At 77.0% G+C, this 1,060-nt stretch carries 1 protein-coding gene; it reads right to left on the reverse strand.

The annotated features are described in order from the left end of the window. Positions 1–909 (reverse strand): helix-turn-helix transcriptional regulator (locus ABEA77_RS33780; RefSeq protein ID WP_345655973.1); only part of this gene is annotated, 909 nt, incomplete at its 3' end. Between the last annotated feature and the right edge of the window lie 151 nt (positions 910–1,060).

Consider the following 1,060-nt stretch of genomic DNA (forward strand, 5'->3'; position numbering starts at 1 on the left):
CGCGCGGGCCGCGTCCGCCAACGGCTCGGGCCCGACCACGGTGAACGGGGCGTCGAAGCGCAGCACGAGCGCGAGCAGCCCGGTCCACGACCAGGAGCCCACCGTGAGGCGGCACGAGCGGTCGGTCACCGACTCGACCTCGCCGTCCCCGATCCACGGCGCGACCTCGCCCACCGGCAGGTCGAGCAGGACCTGCCCGGTGCACGGCCAGCGGTCCCCGGCCGCCGACCCCTTGGACCGCGCGGCGAGGAAGGCGCGCGCGTCCGGGGCCGGGAGCCTGCGGGGGGTGAAGAGGGCGCCGGGGGGCGTACGTGGCCGCAGCCGGTCAAGCCGGAAGACGCGCCAGTCCCCGCGGTCCAGGTCCCACGCGACGAGGTACCACCGGCCGCTCCGCGCGACCACGGCGTGCGGCTCGGCGCGCCGCGCGGGCCGGTCCTCTCCCCGGTAGTCGAAGCGGAGGACGCGCCGCTCCCGCACCGCGGTCCCCACCGCCCGCAGGACACCGGGATCGACGGGCGACGCCGTCTCCGGGCCGGTGAAGCGCACGGCGTCCATGGGGTGGCGCAGCCGCGACGGCACGGCCTGCCGCACGGTCGCCAGCGCCCGCGCCGCCGCCTCGCCGATGTCGACCCCGCTCATGGCGGCGCCCTGGAGCGCGACGGCGATCGCCACGGCCTGCTCGTCGTCGAACGGCAGCGGCGGCAGCCCGGAGCCCGCGGCGAGGCGGTACCCCCCGTCCGGGCCCTTGGCCGCGTCGATCCCGTACCCGAGCGCGCGCAGCCGCTCCACGTCGCGCCGGACGGTGCGCGCACTCACGCCGAGCCGCTCGGCCAGCAGCCCGCCCGGCCAGTCGCGCCGGGCCCGCAGCAGCGAGAGCAGCACCAGCATCCGGGAGGAAGGTCCGACCACGGATCAGATCCTGCCCCGGGTAGCGGACCGCGGCTGTCCGCTACCCCCGCGAGTGTGGTCACCACGGCGCACAGGCCGCCGGAGAACGGCACACGAAGAATCTCAATGATCGTGTCAAGCCGCATGCGTGACCGGTGGGGCGGAGGTGAAC

Origin of the sequence: Streptomyces tremellae (assembly GCF_039540215.1) — a bacterium.
Classification (GTDB): Bacteria; Actinomycetota; Actinomycetes; order Streptomycetales; family Streptomycetaceae; genus Streptomyces; species Streptomyces tremellae.